This is a genomic window from Robertmurraya siralis (genome assembly GCF_005502275.1).
Classification (GTDB): domain Bacteria; phylum Bacillota; class Bacilli; order Bacillales; family Cytobacillaceae; genus Robertmurraya; species Robertmurraya siralis.
Genome location: NZ_SWLZ01000015.1, coordinates 67,236 through 87,317, shown reverse-complemented (window position 1 = coordinate 87,317; position 20,082 = coordinate 67,236). Strand labels below are relative to the sequence as shown.

Annotated in this window: 20 protein-coding genes; 6 read left to right on the top strand and 14 right to left on the bottom strand. The window is 38.0% G+C overall.

Annotated elements, in window-relative coordinates:
- Positions 1 to 119: 119 nt before the first annotated feature.
- From FCJ93_RS16385 to FCJ93_RS16375, 3 genes are read left to right on the top strand one after another with little or no spacing between them, the layout of a single operon-like run.
- A complete protein-coding gene (locus FCJ93_RS16385; RefSeq protein ID WP_137744194.1) occupies positions 120 to 1,061 on the top strand; it encodes a glycosyltransferase family protein in 942 nt (313 codons plus the stop codon).
- The gene (locus tag FCJ93_RS16380; RefSeq protein WP_137744193.1) at positions 1,061 to 1,729 is read left to right on the top strand and encodes an acyltransferase; all 669 of its coding nucleotides are present in this window, start codon (positions 1,061 to 1,063) and stop codon (positions 1,727 to 1,729) included. The genes FCJ93_RS16385 and FCJ93_RS16380 overlap by 1 nt, the downstream gene beginning before the upstream one ends.
- A 24-nt stretch (positions 1,730 to 1,753) precedes the next feature.
- Complete coding sequence (locus tag FCJ93_RS16375; RefSeq protein ID WP_235879523.1) at positions 1,754 to 2,782, top strand: D-glucuronyl C5-epimerase family protein; 1,029 nt, start codon at positions 1,754 to 1,756, stop codon at positions 2,780 to 2,782.
- A 36-nt stretch (positions 2,783 to 2,818) separates the two neighbouring features.
- On the opposite strand, the gene wecB is transcribed toward FCJ93_RS16375, so the two are convergent.
- Positions 2,819 to 3,895, bottom strand: a complete 1,077-nt coding sequence (gene wecB / locus FCJ93_RS16370; RefSeq protein WP_095308737.1) for a non-hydrolyzing UDP-N-acetylglucosamine 2-epimerase — start codon at positions 3,893 to 3,895, stop codon at positions 2,819 to 2,821.
- Between the two features lie 119 nt (positions 3,896 to 4,014).
- Here wecB and FCJ93_RS16365 point away from each other — a divergent pair, with 119 nt between their 5' ends.
- Complete coding sequence (locus FCJ93_RS16365) at positions 4,015 to 5,232, top strand: glycosyltransferase (RefSeq protein WP_235879518.1); 1,218 nt, start codon at positions 4,015 to 4,017, stop codon at positions 5,230 to 5,232.
- Positions 5,233 to 5,285: 53 nt separating this feature from the next.
- Here the strand turns inward: FCJ93_RS16365 and FCJ93_RS16360 are convergent, their stop codons facing one another.
- The 10 genes from FCJ93_RS16360 to FCJ93_RS16315 form a co-directional block, all read right to left on the bottom strand.
- Positions 5,286 to 5,498 carry a hypothetical protein gene (locus FCJ93_RS16360; protein WP_095308655.1) on the bottom strand — a complete coding sequence of 71 codons (213 nt, stop codon included), beginning with the start codon at positions 5,496 to 5,498 and terminating at the stop codon, positions 5,286 to 5,288.
- Between the two features lie 15 nt (positions 5,499 to 5,513).
- Complete coding sequence (locus tag FCJ93_RS16355) at positions 5,514 to 5,852, bottom strand: DUF2642 domain-containing protein (protein ID WP_095308653.1); 339 nt, start codon at positions 5,850 to 5,852, stop codon at positions 5,514 to 5,516.
- A 148-nt stretch (positions 5,853 to 6,000) separates the two neighbouring features.
- Positions 6,001 to 7,095: a DegT/DnrJ/EryC1/StrS family aminotransferase gene (locus FCJ93_RS16350; protein WP_137744191.1), complete on the bottom strand. Its 1,095-nt coding sequence runs from the start codon at positions 7,093 to 7,095 to the stop codon at positions 6,001 to 6,003.
- Between the two features lie 14 nt (positions 7,096 to 7,109).
- Positions 7,110 to 8,408 carry a nucleotide sugar dehydrogenase gene (locus FCJ93_RS16345; protein ID WP_095308649.1) on the bottom strand — a complete coding sequence of 433 codons (1,299 nt, stop codon included), beginning with the start codon at positions 8,406 to 8,408 and terminating at the stop codon, positions 7,110 to 7,112.
- A 103-nt stretch (positions 8,409 to 8,511) separates the two neighbouring features.
- The gene (locus FCJ93_RS16340) at positions 8,512 to 9,513 is read right to left on the bottom strand and encodes a glycosyltransferase family 4 protein (protein ID WP_095308647.1); all 1,002 of its coding nucleotides are present in this window, start codon (positions 9,511 to 9,513) and stop codon (positions 8,512 to 8,514) included.
- Between the two features lie 39 nt (positions 9,514 to 9,552).
- Complete coding sequence (locus tag FCJ93_RS16335; RefSeq protein ID WP_137744190.1) at positions 9,553 to 10,770, bottom strand: glycosyltransferase; 1,218 nt, start codon at positions 10,768 to 10,770, stop codon at positions 9,553 to 9,555.
- Positions 10,771 to 11,262: 492 nt separating this feature from the next.
- Positions 11,263 to 11,622: a hypothetical protein gene (locus tag FCJ93_RS16330; RefSeq protein ID WP_137744189.1), complete on the bottom strand. Its 360-nt coding sequence runs from the start codon at positions 11,620 to 11,622 to the stop codon at positions 11,263 to 11,265.
- A gap of 661 nt (positions 11,623 to 12,283) precedes the next feature.
- A complete protein-coding gene (locus FCJ93_RS16325) occupies positions 12,284 to 12,895 on the bottom strand; it encodes a pyridoxamine 5'-phosphate oxidase family protein (protein ID WP_095308639.1) in 612 nt (203 codons plus the stop codon).
- A gap of 24 nt (positions 12,896 to 12,919) precedes the next feature.
- On the bottom strand, positions 12,920 to 13,534 hold the full coding sequence (locus tag FCJ93_RS16320; RefSeq protein WP_137744188.1) for a pyridoxamine 5'-phosphate oxidase family protein: 615 nt from the start codon (positions 13,532 to 13,534) through the stop codon (positions 12,920 to 12,922).
- A gap of 20 nt (positions 13,535 to 13,554) precedes the next feature.
- Positions 13,555 to 14,040 (bottom strand): tetratricopeptide repeat protein, encoded by a 486-nt coding sequence (locus FCJ93_RS16315; RefSeq protein ID WP_095308635.1) that lies wholly within the window; start codon positions 14,038 to 14,040, stop codon positions 13,555 to 13,557.
- A 171-nt stretch (positions 14,041 to 14,211) separates the two neighbouring features.
- On the opposite strand from FCJ93_RS16315, the gene FCJ93_RS16310 reads away from it, so the two are divergent.
- A complete protein-coding gene (locus tag FCJ93_RS16310) occupies positions 14,212 to 14,667 on the top strand; it encodes a small multi-drug export protein (RefSeq protein ID WP_137744187.1) in 456 nt (151 codons plus the stop codon).
- A gap of 105 nt (positions 14,668 to 14,772) precedes the next feature.
- Here FCJ93_RS16310 and sdaAA read toward each other — a convergent pair whose 3' ends face one another.
- Together sdaAA and sdaAB are read right to left on the bottom strand one after the other, a co-directional pair.
- Positions 14,773 to 15,660: an L-serine ammonia-lyase, iron-sulfur-dependent, subunit alpha gene (sdaAA, locus tag FCJ93_RS16305; protein WP_137744186.1), complete on the bottom strand. Its 888-nt coding sequence runs from the start codon at positions 15,658 to 15,660 to the stop codon at positions 14,773 to 14,775.
- A 25-nt stretch (positions 15,661 to 15,685) separates the two neighbouring features.
- A complete protein-coding gene (sdaAB, locus tag FCJ93_RS16300; protein ID WP_095308632.1) occupies positions 15,686 to 16,348 on the bottom strand; it encodes an L-serine ammonia-lyase, iron-sulfur-dependent subunit beta in 663 nt (220 codons plus the stop codon).
- Positions 16,349 to 16,639: 291 nt separating this feature from the next.
- Here sdaAB and FCJ93_RS16295 point away from each other — a divergent pair, with 291 nt between their 5' ends.
- Entirely contained in the window at positions 16,640 to 18,298 is a 1,659-nt protein-coding gene (locus tag FCJ93_RS16295) for a glutamine--tRNA ligase/YqeY domain fusion protein (protein WP_137744185.1), read from the top strand.
- A gap of 212 nt (positions 18,299 to 18,510) precedes the next feature.
- Here the strand turns inward: FCJ93_RS16295 and FCJ93_RS16290 are convergent, their stop codons facing one another.
- Positions 18,511 to 20,064: a fatty acid--CoA ligase gene (locus FCJ93_RS16290; RefSeq protein ID WP_137744184.1), complete on the bottom strand. Its 1,554-nt coding sequence runs from the start codon at positions 20,062 to 20,064 to the stop codon at positions 18,511 to 18,513.
- Between the last annotated feature and the right edge of the window lie 18 nt (positions 20,065 to 20,082).

Genomic DNA, 20,082 nt, shown 5'->3' with positions numbered 1-20,082 from the left:
CCTCCCAGATTGATTGATTACTATAATGTATGCTGAGAATTTTGGATAACTTGTACGTTTGCTAAGGAAAATAATATTTTGGGAGCTTGTTCTATAAAATTTTGAGAGGACGAAACCAAATGGTTAAATTGCTTTACATTACCAAAGACACCTCCAAAATGATTGTGAAGAATTTCTTATATTTAGAAAAAGCTTTAGACGAATTAACGACTCTCAAAATATGGCGGCAATCTGGTTCCATTGAAACAATTATAAAGAAATTACAATTTCAGCCTGACTTCATTCTCATTCAAAATGATATCGGAAATCAATTATCCCCATTTATTCAAGGGCTTTCAAAAATCCCCATTCCTGTCGGATTAATCATTAACGATGTTTATCGCTATCAGGAACCCCGACGCTTGTACATTAAAAAAAATAATATCCGCTTTATTTTTTCCATCATTCGCAAACAATTTTTAGAAATATATCCCGAATTTGCGAACCGTCTTAGATGGTTTCCTCACTTTGTAGAAACGGAAATTTATCGAGATTATCAGCTTCCTAAAGATATCGATCTTCTCTTAATGGGTTCAACTGATGACATTTACCCACTTCGTCAAAAAATCGTCAAAGCTTACGAGCATGATCGCCATTTTGTTTACCATCCGCACCCAGGTTATGGGGATATAACAACTAAGGAGGAAAAGGGACATTTTATTGGAGAAAAGTATGCCCGCGAGTTAAATCGAGCAAAAATCTTCTTCACTAGTCCTTCGATTTACCTTTATCCGGTCATGAAATATTTTGAAGCACTAGCTTGTAAAACATTATTATTAGCACCTACTTTCGAGGAGTTGGAGGCACTCGGATTCAAACCAGGAATACATTTTGTCGCAATAAATGAAGCGAATTTTAAAGAGCAGGCAACATATTATTTAAATAACGATACTGAGCGCAACAAAATTACAATGACGGGCCATGAGTTCGTTCAGCAAAATCATTCATTAAAGATTCGGGCAAAGCAGCTTGTCACAGAAATAAAAAAAATTGTCGAAACTCAAAAAAGGAGGAGCACATAATGTCAACAAAGCCATCAGTTGGAAAACATGTCGTTATTGAAGATGATGTTACATTTGGCAATAATGTGGTGATTGGCCATAATACCGTTATCTTAAAAGGTACGAGAATCGGAAATAATGTTGAAATTGGGGCAAATTGTGTAATAGGGATTATTCCAGGAGGCAATACACGCATGCGGCAGCAAACAATCCAATCTCATTCCCTTTTGATTGGAGATCATATAAAAATAGGGAATATGGTTTCCATTTATTTGAATACGACTATTGCCGAAAATGTATTCATAGGTGATCATGCCAGTATTAGGGAAAATGTCACGATCGGAAAAGGAACCGTTATTGGTAGAAATGCAATCGTTGAACTAAATACAAGGATCGGAGAGAATTGCACGATACAAACATTGTCATATATAACGGGGGACACGATTTTAGAAGATGATGTCTTTATTGGTCCTTGTGTATCAATGGCAAACGATAAATACATGGGAGCAAAGGAGTATGTATTAAAAGGGCCACATCTGAAAAAGGGCGTTAAAGTTGGAAATAACGCTACAATCCTCCCTGCTGTCACGATTGGCGCAGATACCATCGTCGGAGGCGGTTCTGTTGTCACGAAGGATATAGGCGAACATCTTGTCGTCGCTGGCGTACCAGCAAGAAAGCTTCGATAATCGATAAGAGGGGGCGTTTTAGTGATGAGTTCTGAACATATAAAAGATATAAAGATTGTCATGCACGATCAGTACGAAGGGAATGGTAAAATGATTGGGAATGATTACTACATTCCCTATTCTCTCATTGAGAAAGCTTACTTAACAGTGCATCAGTTTATTACAAAAGAAAACCTGCTAAAAATCGATATTACGAAAACAAGATTATTCGAGATGCTTAAATACGACCATCGAGGCAATTATTTACATTATGACAAAAACAAGGTTGAAAATTGGAATGTAAAAATGGATGTCAATGGAATTCCGCAAACTGTCTATCCGTTTGGCACTTATTATAACCCTGCAACAATCGGTTTTTTTGGATTACAGCATTATAGCCTCTATTTAAGTAATAAGAATGAAGATAACAAACAGAAATTTTTGAAGGCAGCCAATTGGTTTTTACAAAACCAAGACAATTCCGGTGGCTGGAATTACTCTTTCGATTTCCACTATTATCCATCCAGACTAAAAAAACTAAAAGGCCCCTGGTATTCCGCTATAGGAATGGGAGTAGCTTTGTCCGTTTTATCAAGAGCTGCATACGTAATGAATGATAAAAAATATCTCGTAAGTGCAGTGAAAGCGAAAAAAATCTTCGAAACCTCTTCTAGAGCAAATGGAATTCTTGCTACTTTTGAAGGGAAATACTCTTTCTATGAGGAATGTCCTACCAACCCACCTAGTTATATTTTAAATGGTTTTATGTATTCGTTGATAGGGCTCTATGATCTTTATAAATCTACTGGTGACCGATCTGTTTATAAGCTGTATCAAAACGGGATAGTTACTTTAAAAAGAATGTTACCCTTATATGACCTTGGCAATAGAACTGCCTATGATCTGACTCACTATACAACAGAAGGTGGCTATCCTAATATCGCAAAATGGGGCTATCACATCACCCATATATATCAATTAAATGCCCTTAATTCGATTGAAAATGATAAGAAGATGGCTGAGACACTTTCAAGGTGGAAGGACTATTTAATCGGCAAAATCAAATATGTATAACCGACCCCATCTTCATCATGGAGTCAAGCCTTGTTGCTAATTATAAAAGGAGTTATGAATAATTTCCACGATTCTCTTAGCTGTTTGACCGTCACCAAAAAGCTGAATATGCTTTTTAGGGACCTGCAACTTCTTTGCAGCTTCCATAATTTTTGTAGAGTCTCTTCCAACGACACGATTCCAACCAGCAGTCACCGTTTCCGTCCACTCTGTCTCATCCCTTAATGTAATACATGGGGTTTTAAGAAGATAAGCTTCTTTCTGTAAACCACCGGAATCCGTTAAAACTCCTTTTGCATTATAAACGAGGGCCAACATATCAAAATAATTTAACGGCTCAGTCACATGAAGCTGAGGATACTCTTCTTCCGTCATCTTACAGGTTGCGATCATCTTCTTTGTTCTCGGATGAATAGGGATGAGTACCTTTTCACCAATACTATTTAATGCATTCAATAATTCCATCAATTGCTGACAATTTTTTGTATTTTCCGCACGATGAATGGTTGCAACAAAATATCTGTCTTTCTCAAGCTCCAGCGTCTTTTGAATGGATGAATGCTCCAAAGCAATCGGTAAAAAAAAATTAACCGTATCACAAATAATATCTCCAGTCTGATGGACTCCTTCTGTAATGCTCTCCTGCTTTAAGTGCTCTACAGCAGCATCAGTTGGACAAAATAATAAAGTTGAAAGATGATCAGTCAAGATACGGTTTTGTTCTTCTGGCATCCTCTTATTAAAACTGCGCAACCCTGCTTCCACATGAGCAACAGGGATAAGCAGCTTTGCAGCAGCTAATGCGCCTGCCAGTGTAGAATTGGTATCACCATATACCAATACCAAATCTGGTTGTTCTTTGATCATGATCCGCTCGAGTTCAATTAACATTTTTCCAGTTTGTTTGCCATGGGAATGAGAACCAACAGCCAAATGATAATGAGGTTTCGGAATTTGTAACTGTTCAAAGAAAATATCCGACATCGAAGAATCATAATGCTGGCCAGTATGAACAATAATTTCCTCGACGACGTCATCCCTGACAAATTCCTTTGATAACATACAAGCTTTTATAAACTGTGGTCTGGCGCCAACAATGGTTAATATTTTCAAAGCCATCAGCTCCTTAACAAATTTTTCATGCTTATGAAAATGAAGAATCAATCCCCATTGCTTGATCATATGAATAAAATACAGAGCTTGATTGTGTGCATATTCAATATTTGGTGGTGATGGACTTGAAAAAGGTTTGTATATTAGTTGCTGAACATCCCTTTTTAGATTCACGAATTTTTCGCAAAGAAGCAAAATCATTATATGACGCCGGCTATGATGTAACGATGATAGTTCCAAGAAAAAAAGGCTATTTATTTGATATTAATGGGCAACCATTTACAAACAAATTCCTCGAACAAACATTTACTTACGAAGGAATAAATATCGTTACGTATAGTTTCGAAAACTCTCGTTCTTATCTCAATAAAGTACTAGAAGAGGAAGACACTTGGGAAAAGGATGCATTTCCCAATCCAATCACAACACTTGCGATGGAGCAGGATGCAGATATTTACCATGCCCATGAATATTTATCATTATTTGCCGGAATCGGAACTAAACGTTTAATGAAAAAAACAAAAGGGAAAGATGTTAAGCTTATTTATGACAGTCATGAATTAGTGCCAGACCCGTTGGATAGCCGTTATTCTGAACCTGCAAAGAAAAAATTAAAAGAAAAGCTTCTTATCATGCTAAAAGAAGTTGATCATGTTATTACCGTTTCTGACTCCATTAAAAACTGGTATCATACAGAGATTCCTAACTTGCCTGTAGATGTCGTCTATAACTCACCCCCATTGGCAGCAGCTCCTACTAAAAAAACAGCCAAAAACAGCTTTACGATCTGCTATGAAGGCAGTATTGAAGCACAGAAGGGAAATTTCAAAAAGATCATTGGCATTTCTGAAATTTGTACTCGTGTCATGAAAAATTTTCAATTTCGCGTGATTGGCGGTCCAAGATACGGTGAGACGATCCATATTCCAAAATCTTTAAAGAATACAATCCAACTGACAGGCTGGGTCGAGTATCAAGATATTCAAAAGCATATGGCGGATGTAGATATCGGCTGGATAGATTTTGACGATTTAGCCAATTCATTGAACCGCTCCTATGCCTTACCGAATAAATTTTTTAGCTATTTAAATAATGGCGTCCCTATCTTGGTCAATAAGGCTCCTGAAATGGAACGTTTCGTTAAACAGCATAAATGTGGTCATGTTGTTGAAAAAGCACATGCAACTGCAAAAGATTTCGCAAATGCTATTATCCACCTCCATAAGCAAAAAAAATTGCTAGAGGAAATGGGCCAAAAATCTAGAGCAATTATGGAAATGAGTTATAGCTGGGAACATATGCAAAAGAGATTGCTAGCCGTCTACGAAAACCTTTAGGATTGGAGTAAGAAAACCTGCATATTTGGCTATGCAGGTTTCTTTATTATTAATTATGCAGCTGTAGCTGGAATCCTGACGAATACAATAGCGGAGAGTGGGATGGCGGTAGTCAAGCTCGGAGTATAGCTAGTTGTTTCAACGACAAGAGCTAATTCTCCAGATACTGAGGAGAGTACACCTTCAACGAGTCGATCAGTTAGTCCAATTTCCACTCTCGTACCAACACGTCTTGCTAATTCTGCAGCGAAAAATGCCTGGAACATCGTATCACTCCTTTCTTACATTTCTGTAACTGTTTGAATTTGTGAAAGTGGAATCAAGACAAGGGAGCCGTCACTCTCTACCATAACTACATAATCTCTCTGGACCGCAATAAGTGTTCCAGTAATTGGTTCTAGTGGAGTAGAAATCGTTACTTGCTGATTTAAAAGATTGATTAAGAAGGCACGCAATGTTTGGCGATTTTTATTAGGGAAAAGTGAGGATCCAATGTTTCCTAAAACCCCATCAAGATTGCCTGTTAAATCACCTGTATTGGAACCGACACTAACATTTACTGTTTGTGAAAGTAATTGAAGATTACTTAAAAGCATTTGACGAAGAATATCATTATTCAATTACATTTCCTCCTTTCTGTCTATCATGAGTGCTTTTTGCTGCTCCCATTAATATGATACGAAAACTATTTTTTTTGGTATCCGCATTTACAACTATTTTTAAGAGTTTGTACATTTTCCGCTTTAGTCTATTTACTGGGCATTTGTCTCAGTGTAGAAAGTTTTTGATGCTTGCAATAATCTCCATTTGATTTTCAATCGTTAAAAAAGGGCAGATCGGCAAGGCCAATATTTTCGTTGCCACTTTTTCAGCAATTGGGAAATCACCTTCTTTGTAATCAAGATCATAGAATGCTTCTTGTAAATGAAGCGGAATCGGATAATAGATCGCGGTCGCAATACCGTTTTTCCGTAAATGCTCTGCAAGTGCGTCACGTTCTTCAAATTCAAGGCAGTACTGATGAAAAGTGTGCTCCCTCGTTTCAATTGCAGGTGGTGTCTTCAAGTATGGCTGTAACGAATTCGTATAGCGTTTTGCCACTTCCTTGCGCTTATGCAAAAAGAGATCCAAATGCTTTAATTTCAAAAGTAAGACGGCAGCCTGAATTTCATCAAGACGACTGTTAATTCCAATATTAGTGTGTATATACTTTTGTCTGCTGCCATGATTTCTTAATGAGAGAATCTTTTGATATAGTTTTCTATCATTTGTAACGATCATACCTCCATCCCCGTATGCACCTAGGTTTTTGGAGGGAAAAAAGGATAAGCAGCCAATATCACCGAGGGCACCAACCCTCTTCCCATTATATTCCGTACCGATCGCTTGACAGGCATCCTCAATAATTTTCAGTTCAAATTCTTCAGCAATTTTTTGAATTTCATCCATTTTTGCTGCTCGTCCAAATAAATGCACTACAATAATAGCTTTCGTTTTGGAGGTGATTTTTTCCCGAACTTTCGTTGGATCAATATTATACGTATCTTCTTCAATATCAACAAAGACCGGTTTCGCACCGACTTGAGCGATCGTTTCTGCGGTTGCGAAAAATGTGAATGGGGTCGTGACTACTTCATCACCATGACCAATATTAAGTGCCTTTAACGCCAAGTAAAGGGCGTCGGTACCATTCCCAACCCCTAAAGCATAGGAACAACTCACATAGGAAGCAATTTGATTCTCTAACTCCTTCCCTTTTTCTCCTAAAATATAATGTCCACTTTCAAGCACTTCATTAATTGATTTTAAAACTGGTTCACGCAAAATCTTCATTTCTGCCTTTAAATCTACCATTGGAATCATCTAAACAACCTCCTTTATTCGATCCCAATTCCGAGATACTTCATACCAAGACTTGAGATTTTCTCTTTATTTAATACATTTCTGCCATCAAGAACAACTTTACAACGACTGAATATAGCGAAATCCAAACCTTCATATTGTTGGTGAAATGCTTGCACAATCACACCGTCTATTTTCTTTACGCTCTCATCTGAAAGAGATAATGGCGTAACAGCAAATCTCGCGATCTCTTCTTTAGAAAATTGCGGATCATTGACAAACACATTTGCTCCTTTTTGCACTAATTGTTCCATAAGGAGAAGTGCTGTTGACTTCGTCACTTCCTTAACATTTTCACGAAACGATAACCCTAAAATAAGAATATTTTTACCTGTTAATATTCCAAGTTCATGTTCAAGTCTGCCAATTCCATAGTGTGACATAGAGTCATTGATTTCTCGAGCTAAAGTCGTCAACCCTTTTTCCAGCCCTTTATTGATAAAGAAGAATGGATAAATGGGAATACAATGTCCTCCCACACCAATACCTGGTTTATGCAAATGGGAGAAAGGCTGACTGTTGCTAGCTTCTATAACCTCGTTAATCAATACACCTTTTTCACTAGCAAATTTCGCCAATTCATTCACTAACGCAATGTTGACATCGCGATAAACGCATTCAGCCACCTTAGAAAATTCAGCCGTTTCTAAAGATGAAACAGACATCGTCTCACATTTAAGCGCCTTATGATAGAAGGAAACGGTTCTTTGCAAGCCTCCCTCATTAATAGCACCAATAACTTTTGGATAATTTGCTAAATCCTCAACAATTCGATTTGAGTACACTCTCTCTGGACTGTATGCTAGATCAAAATCCTGTCCAGCTACTAAACCGGAAAGTTCCTCAATCTTTTTTCCAAAGCGATTTCTTGTATCTCCTACAGGTACTGTTGTTTCAAAAATGACCAATGCCCCTTTTTGAATGCTTTTTCCAATTTCATTTACAGCTAAATCCATATAACGATAATCAGTTTGATGGTTATCATCAATTAATACGGGCACAATGACGATGATCACATCTGCATCTTTAACTGCTTCCACGGTTTTATAAGTTGCTCTTAATCGTTTATTTTGATGGTTTTTTTTCACAAGTTCATCAAGTCCTGGCTCGTTTTTAACATGGGAAGTCCCTTCGTTGACCAACGATACAACATGAGGGTTGATATCTGCACCTATCACATCAAATCCGTTTTCAGCAATAACGGCTGCCAATGCTAGTCCTATTTTTCCTAGCCCAACTACCGCTACTTGTTTGTCTTCTCTTCTCCTTTCCATAGCACAACCTCTCTTCTTATATTCAGCTTTCCTTTTACCGTATGAAAAGAATGTGCAAATTGTATAGACGGTTGTTGTAAAATATAAAAATAAACTTTTTTTACTATAGTTTTTTATAAATATGAATATATTGCTTTGCTACCGCTTCTTGACTATGATTCTGTTCTACATATTGCCTTCCCCTTATTCCCAGCTCTTTCCACTCATGGGGACTCGTTATTAATTCCTTTAATATTTTTTTTATATTTCCTGGATCAGCATTGACAATCGGGAGACCTGATGGATACTTCTTCATCACATCTCTTCGTAAATAGCAAATGACCGGCTTTCCAAACGCCATCGCCTCAGTGCTCACATAACCGTAAGCACCAATTCGAAGTTGATCAATTACGATATCTGCTTGCGCAAGCAATTCCTTCGTTTGCTCATATGTCATTCCTTCGATTAGCTGAAAATGGAATTGAAGGCCTTCATGCTTTAATTGATTTACAGCCTTTACGATATGGTCTGTTCCTTTCAGATCACGCCTTGTTGGCGCATGAACAACGAGCGGTGCCTGTTTCACCTCTGGATAAGTGGGTAGGATTTGATTCACATCTAATGTATGAGGAATGACGTGGATTTCCTTATAATAAGGTTGAATATAAGCATATAATTCGTAGTCCTGAACAAATGCGTGGTCGATATATTTGGAGAGAATATCGAGGTTTTCACGAATTTTTTTCTCTGTCCATTCAGGTTTTACGCGAATATACGGATTCATCTTTCTCGCAATTGAAAAAATACGGACGTCAGAACCATGGTGATGCATAACCATTTTTTTGCCGGCTTTTTTAATTTGCTCCAAATCCCTTTTATCTGGAAAGAAGCTTTCCCCAAAATGAAAATGAAAAATGTCATATTCTTTTATCGCTTGATCAAGAAATGCAGAAAGCCTTTGCTCTCTATCCTCAGTTGATAGCCGCTCCAAATTCAAACATATATCCGGTTGAAATTGGTAGCGATTACTAGTGAAATGGCAAGCAGTTGCCTTTATGCCTTGCTTTTGTAAAGCATGGCATAAATCAATCATGGGCGAACCATATGGTATGTGTAAAACTTTCATTATTCTTGCATCTCCTTCACATTCCAGTTTAGCTAAATGCTAATTTGTCACTTGCTCATAAAAGTTATATAGGCGCTGCTCCATCTTTTCCCAACAATAGAACTCTTCCATCACTTTTCTTGCGTTTATACTCATGGTCTTTAATAAATGAGCGTTTTCACTTAGCTTTCGTATCACATTCGCATATTCTTCTGCTGTAACAGAGTCCTTAGAAACAGCGATCCCACATTGATGCTTCTCGATAAAAGCTTTCATATCAACACAGTTGTTTACTAAAACAGGAACCCCGTTGTTCAAGTAACTAAAAAATTTGTTCGGCATCGCATATTGATTGTTTAAGGAATGAGTTAAATTTAAATCAATCCAGCCTAAATGGGCAGATTTCATTTCTGATGGAATTTGTACATAGTTGACCCATTCTTTTATCTCAAAATGCTCTTTAAGACTTGGAGGTACAAGCAATTTCTTCTCATTTGCCCTCGTTCCGCCAATGATTTTAAAACGGATATCAATCGTCGATTTCAGCGCATCGACGATACCAATTATTTTTCTCCAATTCCCCCTTGATTGACTAATAAAGCCTTCGTGAATGATTGTCAATGGCCGACAAGACCAATCTTTCGCCGTAAATTCCTCTGTTAAAGGGGGAGAATTATAAATAACTTCGATTGCCAAGCTTGGTTCTATTTGCATATACCATGATTTTATTGATTCTGAAACAGTAATCACGCCATCGACTTCTTTTAACATCTTTTTTAACATTTGATCCATCACAATTCTCGTTCTTTGATTCATCAATTCAAGAGGATCAGGAAATAGCTCATGGCTATCATAAATTAATGCTACTGAACGTCCATTTTTCTTTAGCGTACGTTTAATTCCGATGCCTGCATAAAAAGAAAGAAATTCATGTGCATGATAAATATCGGCATTTTCCTTAATGCCTAATGTTGTCAACTCATTCTGAAAACCCTCATTTTCACGCCCAGATGTTACATCGTCATAATATTGATAAATTTGTGGGTTGTCTAGTCGTTCCGTGTAGGGAACAATCTTGATCCCTTCATAATAGAAGCTTTTTGAAGCAACAGAGTTTTTCAGCTTCTCGCCACTAATATCAAAAAGATAGCCATTGACCTTCGGAACGATCATTGTTACATCATATCCTTTTTTTTGTAGGCTCTTAGCTTCCTTTTCAAATATCCTTACATCTAAAAAAGAATGTTCCGTAACAAGAAAACAAACCTTTTGTTTCATTTTCTTATCCCCTTTTTCTGACAATTAATCTCCATTTTATAAAAATATATCTCATGTATTTTATGAAGGAAGAGACAAACTGTGCCACCTTCTTTTTTATTCAATATGGTTGATAAAAGGGGTTGCTTATATTGGGTATAAACTTGATTACACACAACTTTTCATGAGGAACGAAAATGCGTCTTTTAATGAGGGTGTTCAAGGAGAAAAATAACCCTTGCAAATGGTTGATACGAGAAAAGGGGCATATCATCATGCATTTAAATCCCTGCTTTTCCTTCTTGAGGATCCAGCGAACATGCTATAAAGCAGAGCTATGGATACAATCATTGCTAAAAAGGGAGCTCAAAACAAAATTGAGGGGCTGACAGTGCGCTAGTTAAATCAGCAAATTAAATTTAGGGCTCGATTGAAAGAAATTTCTTTATAATGAGGGGGAAGGAAAACGTTAGAAGGTTAAATCTACCGCTTTTTTGTCGCTTTCACTTCCGTTTATTCATTTGGATGGTGTTCCTGTAAAAACTGAACGAGCTCTTGCTCACTACCTGTTTTCAAGACGACATTCGTCATATCAAAAACAATAAAAATAGGTGTCCTATCCAATTGCAAAAATTTATAAGATTGATCTGCTTCTTCCAATGAATCGAGTTTAAGCACAGTTTTTACATTTTTAATATTATAGTTGTCTTTCCATTCAAGGCTTCCGATCTCTGTTTCAGCTTCATCTACGATCAATAAAGAATAATTGTTCTCATCACTAGAAAGCAACGGATGTTGCGGTTCTTTTTTAATGTTTCCAGCACATGCTGTTAAAGAAACAAACAGGGAAAGGACAAGGATATGTTTTACCAAAAAATTCCACCTCCAACATCATTATAGCACAATTTAACTAAATATTCTGTTTTTTTATATTCAAAATATATAGTTCAGCTTATCCTGGAGACCTGAACAATCATAACTTTAATGCATCTAATCCCCCCTGTCTTTATCAACTATCTATGTTCGGAGTCTGCTTTTCCTTATTTTTAAACTCCGCCTTGAAAAATTAAGTTTTTGAACATAGCTTAGCACCTGAATGCAAAAAACCTTCCAAGTAAAAAAGGAAGGTGCTAAATCGATTTCTTATTTTCAATACCGTTAGAACTGCACAATCATTGTGAATGTACATGTAAACACGTCTCTTCAATGCTTAGGCTATTGGCCATCAATAATAAGATCACTTAAGTCGATTTTCCTTCGGCCATGTCTTCAAGAATGGTACAAAACATAATGCTCCGAGCACCTTTAAAAGAATATTCCCGATGATTGAGTCGTCTATTGTTATCCCAAGGAGTAGAGATCCGAACAGTAACAACAACAAATAAAATAAAGTCCTCACGATTAATCCCCATTTACTTTTAATAAGCTTTTCGAATAATGGTACTGCTTTCGAAAGCATGCCTTCCTTTAAAAGATTGACTGGTCATAAAAAAGATGTTTCCCATCATTGAAGCTGGGAGCCTTCAATTTGACTTTATAATCTCGTTCTATATCCTTCCTCAAGTCTTTGTTCGATCTCTTCAATGGATGAAATTTTTGTATGAGCAAATAATATTTGCGCGGCAGAAGGCATTGCTTCTTTATTTAACCATGTCTCAGGCTCCCACAATTGAGAACGTTTAAATGCTTTAGCACAATGAATAAAGCATTCCTCAACTTCAACTCGAATGGCAACGATTGGTGCTTTCCCTCTTGCAGATAGCTTTGCCAAAACTTCTTCGTTTTTAATAATGGCAGCTTTCCCATTAACTCTTAACGTTTCTCCGAGTCCTGGTATAAAGAAAAGAAGTCCTACTCTAGGATTTTTCAAAATATTTCTTAACGTATCCATGCGCTTGTTTCCTGGTCGCTCAGGAATTATTAAGCAATGTTCATTTTCTATGTAAATAAATCCTGGTTTATCTCCCCGTGGTGAGACATCGCAAAATCCATTTTCATCTGCAGTGGCAATCATTAAAAAAGGAGACTTCGCTATAAAATTTTTACAGTGCTCATCCAGTTCAGCTATCACCTTTCTCTTTACCAATTCACTCGGAACACCAATCAGTTCTCGCAACTCTTCTTCTGTTGTAATCGTATCTCTCAAGCTTCATCCCCCTAGTCTCTTCTTCTATTTCAGTTTGACCTTTCGAGCTTTCATTGCCTTGACCTTGAAATAATCCCCTCCCTTTCGTATTTCATCATCTGTACCCCAGCTTATATCTTTGGCTATTGCTATGAATTTAGGGATGTGCTTAGAGCAATGAATATATGCTTCCTCTACTTCTATAAATACCCAACGCTCAAGCCGCAAACCTTCATAACTGATAAGTTCACGTGCCAGCCCTTCCCGTACCTTCATACTCAACTGTTCATTTTCAATGATTTCAGCTTTTCCATTTATATGTAAACCAACGCCTCTTTCAAAATCAATAAATAATAAGCCAATATGGGGATTTTCCAAAATGTTTCCAAGACTCGCCATTACCCCATTGCCTCGATATTCCGGGAAACACAAAATTTTGTCTTCTATGACTCTCACAAAGCCCTGCTCCCCAGCCCGAAACGAAGAGTCACATTCACCATTTCCATCGGCAGTTGAAATAAAGACCATATTTTGCAAGGAAATAAACTGCTTCATTTCTTCATTTAAAAAGTTGATCACTTGATGCTCATAAAATGCTTCAGCCCTTCTTTTTGTAGCGTACCGCTGCTGCAACAAGTGCTCACCATTTGAACCAACCATATCGATTCTCCTCTTATTTCTTATTTCCATACTTCGTTTAACTTGTCTGCATAAAACTGGATCGCTTTCTTATAACCTACTATATTTGGATCATCGGTTGTGTTCACAAGACAATTTAGCAACTCCGTCATCGCCTTTTCATGTTCATTGAGATTATATAGAGTCATAGAATAAAAAACCCTTAATGCCTGATTTTGTGGAAACTGCTCTATTCCTTTCTCCAGTACTGTTTTTGAGCAAGAATAGTTTCCTAAAGTTCGATATGTACTTCCTAGGCCTAAGTAAGCATCCTCTAAATCATCACCCGCTAATCCAAGCTTTATCGCTGCCTCATAATATCCAACCGCTTCCTCTTCTTTTCCAAAGTTATCGCAGCTCCAGGCACACTGATAAAGAATTTGTGGGTCATCAGGAAATTCCTTTCCTAATTTAGTCATCACTAGATAACATTCCTCATACCGACCATTTTTTCTTAGTTCTAATGCTTTCTTTAATTCATCATTCATTTTATATACCTACCTTTATACTATTTTACCGCAATATTAGACGAAATACGACATGCCCTTGATCAATCAAATATAGATATTTTCGATTCATCCTCATCCATTTTTACAAATTCTTTCTAGCTTAATATTCGTACCAATTGTTATAATAATTTGGAAAAGGAGGTTTGTTGATTGTTCATTGAATACATACTCATCTTTATTGCCGCTGCAACACCTTGGTTAGAAATCGCCCTCGTTATTCCACTCGGGATAATCCGAGGTTTATCCCCCTTCTGGGTTATGGTCTCCGGATTTACAGGAAACCTCAGTACAGTTATCCTTCTCATTATTGGATTTGAAAAGGTGAAGACTTGGCTTGCAAAGCGAAAAGAAAAAAAGGGGGAAACAGAAAACGAACGCTCCAAACGAAGCGAACGCGCCCATAAAATTTGGAATAAGTATGGTCTTCCAGGGCTAACGCTGCTAGGTCCTGTCCTAATTGGGATCCACATTGCTATTTTTATCGGGATGTCACTCGGCGCAAAGAAAAATTGGACGATGCTTTGGTCAACGATTAGCTTAGTCGTTTGGACATTGACATTTGGCATTTTGACCATGCTTGGCTTTGATTTTTTTGTAAGAAATTAATGAATAAATAAAAGAATGACTTGCTCGATAATGGCAACATGCAAAATAAAAGCTGAGAGCAAAAAGTTGTTACTTAAATAACCTTTTGACTCAGCTTTTTTAACATCAGGATTGCAGTTGTTTTTGCTGTCCAAATATTTCCGCCTCTAGTCGCTTTCCCGTTGGAGTCGCAGCTAAGCCACCTTTTGCGGTTTCACGAAGGGCTGTTGGCATCGTTTGGCCAATGAGATACATAGAATGAATGACTTCGTCACAAGGAATACGGCTCTTAATTCCAGCCAGCGCCATATCTGCTGCCGTAATGGCATTAGAAGCACCCATCGCATTTCTTTTCACACAAGGGACTTCAACGAGTCCAGCAACCGGATCACATACTAAGCCGAGCATGTTTTTTAATGTGATTGCCATCGCTTCCGCACATTGGCTTGGTGTACCACCTGCCAATTCGACTATAGCTGCTGCAGCCATGCCGCTAGCAGAGCCAACTTCAGCTTGACAGCCACCTGCCGCACCGGAAATGGATGCATTATTAGCTACAACAAAGCCAAAAGCTGCAGCAGTGAATAAGTATTCAACCATTTCCATACGTGTTGGATTTAATTTTTCCTTCACTGCAAATAAAGTTCCAGGTACTACTCCCGCAGAGCCTGCCGTAGGCGTTGCGCAAATGACCCCCATTGCCGCATTCACTTCATTTGTGGCCATCGCTTTGCTGACAGCATCTAATAAAATATTTCCGCCTAATGACTTGCCGCTTTTTATATAATTTTGCAGAAGAACAGAGTCCCCACCTGTTAACCCTGAAACAGATGTCACGCCTTTAAGACCTCTTTCAACTGCTTGTTCCATTACAACTAAATTATGTTCCATTTTAGCGATTATATCTTCACGAGCTAGACCGGTTACTTCAATTTCCTGCTGGATCATCACTTCTGCTATTTTCACTTGCTTTTTCTCTGCAAGTTCCACTAGCTCAGCAACATTTCTAAACATCATTTTGCTCCAATCCCTTCATAGCTTATTCAACCATTTGAATAATTTGCGTGACGTTTGGCAAACTCTCAATTTCTTTCAGGACCTCAGCGCTAATTTTTTGATCCACCTCGATCACCATCATCGCCATTTTTCCTTTTTCTTTACGGGAAACCTCCATATGGCTAATATTGATTTCATTTTGTGCCATTACCGTCGTAACGGCAGAAACAACGCCAAATTGATCATTATGAACAACCAAAATTGCTGGATTTTCACCTGAAAGCTTAAGCTGAAATGAATTAAGCTCCGTAATTTCAATCGTTCCCCCACCAATAGAGATGCCAACTACCTCTAATTCTTTTTGCTCATCATAAAGTTTAATGCGAACTGTATTCGGATGGTCTGTAACCGTTCTTTCGACAATAAACTCAACCTCCATATTTGCTTCCTTTGCCAGTTGCAGGGAAGTAGGAATTCGTTCGTCAAATGTATCAAAATCAAGAAGTCCGCCCACAATCGCCACATCTGTTCCATGTCCTTTATATGTTTCCGCAAAAGATCCATACAGATGAATAACCGCTTTTAGTGGTTGGTAGCCGAATAACGTCCTTGCTACTCGGCCAATTCGTGCTGCTCCGGCTGTATGTGAACTTGAAGGTCCAATCATGACTGGACCTATTATGTCAAATGCAGATCTATATTTCATAATATATGCTCCTTTTAAATACAAAATATGAAAGTAAAACTCAACATCATCATACCACAATATTCACTGTTTTTATGTGATTTTTCCCTATTTTCATAGTAAAAACAAATCAAGTAAAATATAAATGACAAAGCTCTAATCCAGCTTAAAGAAAGATGCAGCCACTTGAACGCTATCCCTCAAATGTACATATGTCCTTTTTAAGCATGCGCCTTGCAACCATTGTGAATTCTCATTGTCCTATTGTATAATAGGACAATAACTATAGATAATTGGAAAGGCTGATAAAGATTGGAAAATTCTTCAAATTTTATTAAGAGCATTATGAAGGAGGATTTAGAAGCTGGTAAGCACGACAAAATCGTGACTCGGTTTCCTCCTGAGCCAAATGGCTATTTACATATTGGACACGCAAAATCAATCGTTATCAACTTTGGACTTGCTGATGACTTTAACGGTCAAACGAATTTACGCTTTGACGATACAAATCCGTTAAAAGAGGACCAAGAATATGTTGACTCTATTAAAGAGGATGTTAAATGGCTCGGCTATGATTGGGACGAACTACGATTTGCCTCAGACTATTTTGAGGAAATGTACAATAAAGCAGTTTTACTTATTAAAAAAGGCAAGGCATATGTTGATGATTTAAGCGCTGACGAAATCCGCCAGTACCGAGGAACTTTAACAGAACCTGGAAAAAATAGCCCTTTCCGCAATCGTTCAATTGAAGAGAACCTCGATCTATTTGAACGTATGAAAAAAGGTGAATTCAAGAACGGCGAAAAAGTGCTTAGAGCGAAAATTGACATGGCTTCTCCTAATATTAACTTACGCGACCCTGTCATCTATCGAATTGCCCATGCAACTCATCATAATACTGGTGACAAATGGTGCATTTATCCAATGTACGCTTTTGCCCATCCATTGGAGGACGCAATTGAGGGAGTAACCCATTCTCTTTGTACAGTAGAGTTTGAAGATCAACGCCCATTCTATGATTGGGTCATTGCTGAATGTGAAACTGAAAATAAACCCCGACAAATTGAGTTTGGGCGCTTAAATATTACAAACACGGTTATGAGCAAGCGCAAACTAAAGCAACTTGTTGATGAAAAGTTTGTTGATGGCTGGGACGATCCGCGGATGCCAACAATTTCTGGATTGCGACGAAGAGGATTTACTCCTGAAGCGATTCGTGAATTCGTAAAAGAAACAGGCGTTTCCAAGGGCTCTGGCTTTGTTGACTCTGCGATGCTCGATCACTATGTGCGAGAAGATTTGAAACTTAAAGCTCCTCGTACGATGGGAATTCTTCGTCCATTAAAAGTCGTGATCACGAATTATCCAGAGGATAAGGTCGAAATGCTAGAAGCGGAGAACAATCCTGAAAATGAGGAAATGGGTACTCGACAAATTCCATTTTCACGAGAAATCTATATCGAGCAAGAAGATTTCATGGAAGATCCACCAAAAAAATATTTCCGCTTATTCCCTGGCAATGAAGTTCGTTTGAAGCACGCTTATTTCATCAAATGTGAGGATGTTATAAAAGATGAAAATGGTCAAATCGTTGAAATCCATTGTACGTATGATCCAGAAACAAAAAGTGGAACAGGTTTTACTGGACGTAAAGTAAAAGGAACGTTGCACTGGGTCGATGCAAAGCATGCCATTCCGGCGGAATTCCGTCTTTATGAACCCCTTATTTTAGATGAGGATTCAGATGGGGAAGACGATGAAAATAAAACATTTTTAGATTACGTTAACCCTAATTCATTACAAATTATCCAAGGATTTGTAGAACCAAATATGCAGGACGTTAAACCACAGGATAAATTCCAATTCTTCCGCCACGGCTATTTCAATGTTGATCCGAAGTATTCAACACCAGATAAACCTGTATTTAATTTAATCGTTTCCTTAAAAAGTTCCTTTAAATTAAAATGATTTAAAAACCGTTTGGACCCATATCCAAACGGTTTTTCCATGCTTAGATCGCCGTAAGCTCCTTGTTCTTTTAAACGGCGAAATTCTCCAGATCCTGCTTACTTCCGTTAAGTCAAACAATTGTTTTCCCGTTTTCGTTTTCACGGCTGATTTATCCTCTGTTAGAAGCCATTACACTATAATTATCGTGATGGTGCCTCACGCTTTTGTTCTTAAGCAAACAGATCTTCGAGTTGTTTACGTAAAACAAATTTTTGAATTTTCCCACTCGCATTTCGTGGCAGCGCCTCACAGAAAATATATTTTCGTGGCCGTTTATAATTTGCGAGTAATTCACTGTTTTTACAGTATTCATCCAGCTCTTCCTCCGTTATTGAGGAATCTTTTTTTACGACGAAAGCAGTAACTGATTCGCCCCATCTGTCATCTGGTTGCCCAATGACCGCGACATCAAGTACCCCATCATGCCCATACAAGCAATCCTCTACCTCACGCGGGTAAATATTTTCACCTCCTGAAATAATCATGTCGTCTACCCGATCCTTTACGTATAGATAGCCTTCCTCGTCAAGATAGCCGATGTCGCCTGAATGGTACCAGCCTTTGTATAATGCCTTTTCTGTCGCCTCATCTCGATTAAAATAACCGTCCATCATACATGGCCCTTTCACGATAATTTCTCCTGTTTCTCCGGCTGGTACAATATCATCTGGTTCAGATGGTCCATCTTCATTTGGCCTCACAATTCGAATTTCGTGATTCAAACATACCTGACCTGCCGAACCAGCTTTTCTAATTTGATCGATTTCAGATAAAAACGTGATCGCGGGACCCATTTCCGTCATTCCATACGCTTGAATAAGTTGAATGCCCAGTTTTTCTTGACAAGCAAACACTAAACTTGGAGCCATTGGGGCAGCCCCATACAACCCCATTTTTAAGCTGGAAAGATTATACTCGCTTAAGTTTTCTTGCAGAAGCATGTTCCACATCGTTGGTGCGGCAAAAAACTTCGTAATTTTCTCTTGTTCAATTACTCGAAGCACCTCTTTTGGTGTAAAATGATGAAGAATTACGTTTTTCCCACCAACATGAACTCTCGGTAGCAATGCACAATGTAGTTCTGCACAATGGAACATTGGTGCTGTTACAAGTCCAACATCATCTGATATAACCTTGGTTGACGAAATCACAATTAAGCTTTGCTCGACCATATCACGGTGTTTATGTATGACCCCCTTTGGTCTTCCAGTCGTACCACTTGTATACATAATGGCGTACATATCATTCTCATCAATATGTTCGTCTTTTTCATAATAAGGTGCCGAGACAAGTTTATCTCTGTAATTGGCAGCATAAGATGGGGTATCTTCATCTATAAACCAAAATCTTGTCTTTTCAAAACGGTGATGAATCGGTTCAATTCCGGAGGAGAGCATTTTTTCAAAGAGAACAACTTTTGGCTGTGCATCATGAATAATATAAGCTAATTCTTCAGGCGTTAAGCGAAAATTAATCGGATTGAAGACAGCACCAATTTTTGCACAAGCAAAAAAGGTAGTCGCTAATTCCTCCGTATTAAACAAATAAGTAGACACTCTGTCCCCTTTTCTTACTCCTTCATGAAGGAGAGCATTTGCAAGTTTGTTTACTTCCTCGCTCCATTCTAAATAGGTTAATCGAATATCCTTTCTTACATCATAAAGTGCTTCTTTGTTAGGGTACTTAGCAACGGTTAAATCAAATATACGTCCAATCGTTGTCATTTTCCTACCTCCCAATCA